Raw genomic sequence first — 3,864 nt, forward strand, 5'->3', positions numbered from 1 at the left:
AATTGGGTATTGAGTTGATAGACTGGTACCTGAGTATCCCTACTGATGAGGACAATAGTGGCACTGCCGACTCCATTTCGGAAACAGACCTTGCAGACGGTTATACTAATTCTGAGTTTTTTCATGCCTCATCTGATGGCGGCATTGTGATGCGCTCTCCCAGTTATGGCTTTAAAACCTCTGCCAATACCAGTTATGTAAGGGTTGAACTACGGGAAATGTTACGCCGTGGCGACCTTAGAATCAGCACTCAGGGTGTGAATAAAAATAACTGGGTGTTTGGCAGTGCATCAGCGCAGGGAAAAAATAATGCAGCTGGCTTCGACGGTGAACTGAGGGTAACAATGGCGGTCAATCAGGTTACCACCACTGGTGAAAATTATCAGATTGGCCGGGTAATCATTGGTCAAATCCACGCCAATGACGATGAGCCTGTGCGCTTATATTACCGGAAACTGCCAGGAAACGATCGCGGCGCCATCTATTTCGCGCATGAGAGCCGGGTTAAAGACAGCGACGGTGACAACTTTGAAACTTATGTCGACATGATTGGCTCTCGCAGCAACACCGCTGCAAACCCAGTAGAGGGTATCGCCCTGAATGAGGTTTTTAGTTACCACATCAGCGTCAATGTCAACTTACTCACAGTCACAATCAGCCGTGAAGGTAAGGCCGATGTGGTGTCGCATTATGATATGTCTGACAGTCTGTATAATGAGGATGGTCAGTACCATTATTTCAAAGTTGGCGTTTATAACGGTAACAATTCAAGCAACCCCGAAGAATTTGTCCAGGCAACGTTCTATAACATAAAAAACAGTCACATTGGATACTCTGGCAGTGAATAGCCAATAAAATACGAGGCGGGATCACTCCCGCCCCTCTCACCTTGACTCCTTTTATCTCTGAGCGATTACGCAGCAGAGGATAAAAGGGGTTATTCAACCGCTACGATAGCCTCAGACGTTGCTGAGTTATAAGGTGACACAGCGTTGTCAGCATCCAGCGAATCACCCTCTTCATAGGTTTCGAAGTCGTCTGAAAACACCACACTGGTTCCCGCCTTGTCGGCGAATATCACTATGTCATCAACACTAAATATACCTGTCTCGGCTCGTACACCACTATTGTCACCAAACCGGAACGACACGTGAGTCACCCCACCTATAGCATTGTTATCGGGGGTAAAGCCTTCAGCCACAAAACTGACGCCATCAACTTCAACCGTAACCAATGGCGTAACCTCTAAGTTACCATTTGGATATTCCCAGGTGATAACAACATCCATGAAGGTATCTAACACTACGGTGGCCGCCGACGTATCAACACCACCCGGGCTGCGAACTTCAAAGCTATCATCTTTAATACGCAAATCTAAAATCGCGCCATCGTTATTGGTTGCAGAATTGAATAGCGTGATAAACGCATCACCATCACCTAATTCATCATCTAACCGCTTAACAGATGCCGTAATCCGTCCTTGTGCCAGAGGACCATTATCCCCAAGTGCGTATCTTAACTCTCCGGTGTCAGAGGCATCGGTATCACGTATTTCTGCAATCTTATTGCCCGGTGTACCGGGTCCACCAGCGTCACCCACAGACTCAACACTTGCTTCAGACGTTGCTGAGTTATAGGGTGATGCAGGGTTGTCCGTGTCGAGAGAATCACCATCAATGTATGACTCAAAGTCGTCAGAAAACACGACATTGGTTCCAGCCGTGTCAGAGTAAATGAATAAGTCATCAACAGTAAATTTACCTGTCTCTGCCCGTACTCCACTATTGTCACCAAACCGGAACGACACGTGAGTCACACCACCTATAGCATTATTGTCTGGGGTAAAGCCTTCGGCCACAAAACTGACACCATCGACTTCAACCGTAACCAATGGCGTTACCTCTAAGTTACCATTTGGATATTCCCAGGTGATAACAACATCCATGAAGGTATCTAACAATACCGTGGCCGCCGACGTATCGACACCACTTGGGCTGCGAACCTCAAAGCTATCATCTTTAATACGTAGATCTAAAATCGCCCCATCATTATTGGTGGCAGAATTGAATAGCGTGATAAACGCATCACCATCGCCTAATTCATCATCTAAACGCTTAACAGATACCGTAATTCGACCTTGCGCAAGTGGGCCATCGCTCCCAAGCGCATAACGAAGCTCTCCGGTATCACTTGGATCGGTATCAACAATGACTGCGACATTATTGGCGCCACCTGTATCGCCGCCCACACCAGTGATGGTAATCACCAGCTCAGCGGTTGTACCGTCAACAGATTCAATCGTGATCGTATCCGTTTCGCGCTCACCGCTTACCAGCGCAGCAATAACGGCGTTGCTTGTATCAAGCAAGTAAGTCCAAGCCCCGTCTTCCATAATGGCGAATTCGCCAAAGGTGCTGCGGAACGATGCAGGCATAATAAAAGCTTCACCTTCATCCGGATCAACAACAGTAACGGTTCCGGTCAGTGCTGCAGTAGCATTACTTGGAAGGGTCGCGGTTAAGTCAAAGAAGGCTGCTGGTGTCGGTTCGCTAGTACCATCGCCAACATCAAATACCACAACTTCTGAATAGATCGCTAAGTTATAACGACTGCCAACACCATCCAGGGTTTCACCCTCGGCGTAGCTTTCAAAATCATCGGCAAATACGCTGGTGGTGCCCGTAACGTCTGAATAGACGGCGATATCGTCGACATAAAAGGATCCAAAAGGGATCGTTCTGTCATTGTCACCCAATCTAAATTGAACGGCCTTAATACCATCGGCAAACCACTGCTCAATATTAACGAAATCGGGATCAACTACCGCCGCAGTAGTGAAAGACCCTCCACCAATAACTTCATCGTTAATGGTCAGGGTTAATTGCTCAGCGGCATCCAAATCCCAGGTAATCTCAACAGTATAAAATTGCCCTTCAACAAAAGGGGCAGTAACGATCACACCGGGATAAGCGGCACTTTCTGTGTTTCTGACCAAGAAGCGAGGGGCGATCGGCATGCCATTAGCGTCTGTTTGCGAGCCTTGAATTCGCAAATCAATCAACGCCTCACTTGAGCTACCAGAAGAGCCATACAGTGTAATGTAGGCATCTTTAATATTGCCATCACTGCCCAAAGTTTCATCTTTGGCAAACGCAGCACTGAGTTTACCTTTACGTAAATTATTGACACTAAATCTAATTTCACCCGTGTCATTGCCAGTATCTGAAATCTTTACTAACTGCGTCAGCGCAGCAATGCGAATGACGATGTCGGCAGTGGTTCCGTCAAGCGATGTGATAGTCACCGTATCATTCACAGAGTTACCAAGCTCCAGGCTTGCGACCGTTTCGTTGTTAACATCAACGGTATATGACCAATTACCTTGCGCATTGATACTAAAGGTACCAAAGTCGAGCAGCATGGCATTTTGCGCCACAATTTCATCTTCGCCAAAGTTAGGATCAATCACCGTGACTGAACCCGTCAACGGCTCTGTGGCGGTATTTTGAATGGTTCCGCTCAACATCCCTTCAATAATGGCCGCGACAGGGGTGTTGTTGTATCCAATTGCCGAGCCAATCACATCAAGCAAAGATGGATTAACGGCATTGGCGATAACTGACACCGTTTGTAAATTTATCTGAGCTGTTTCAAAGGCATCTAGTAACGCCTGTGAAAACGAGCCATCCGCTAAATCAGCCGCAATATCCGCGATTAACATCGCCATATCTTTGCCAGTATTGTCGGCGTCGAGTTGCGACAACAGTGCTAATACCAAGCCATAGCGGTCGGCATCTGTTGCACCAGCTGCGCCCAGATCTACAACGCCAATCTCGGTCGGTAACACAGTTGTAGTATCAAAAC

General features: G+C 47.2%; 2 protein-coding genes. One reads left to right on the forward strand and one right to left on the reverse strand.

Annotated features, from left to right (window positions below):
- The coding region (locus tag NWQ57_RS08615; protein ID WP_306021740.1) for a polysaccharide lyase family 7 protein at positions 1–848 on the forward strand (848 nt) is incomplete at its 5' end.
- Positions 849–937: 89 nt separating this feature from the next.
- Here NWQ57_RS08615 and NWQ57_RS08620 read toward each other — a convergent pair.
- A partial coding sequence (locus NWQ57_RS08620) for a VCBS domain-containing protein (protein WP_306021741.1) occupies positions 938–3,864 on the reverse strand: 2,927 nt, incomplete at its 5' end.

The sequence above is a fragment of the Paraglaciecola sp. genome, from assembly GCF_030730205.1.
GTDB lineage: Bacteria > Pseudomonadota > Gammaproteobacteria > Enterobacterales > Alteromonadaceae > Paraglaciecola.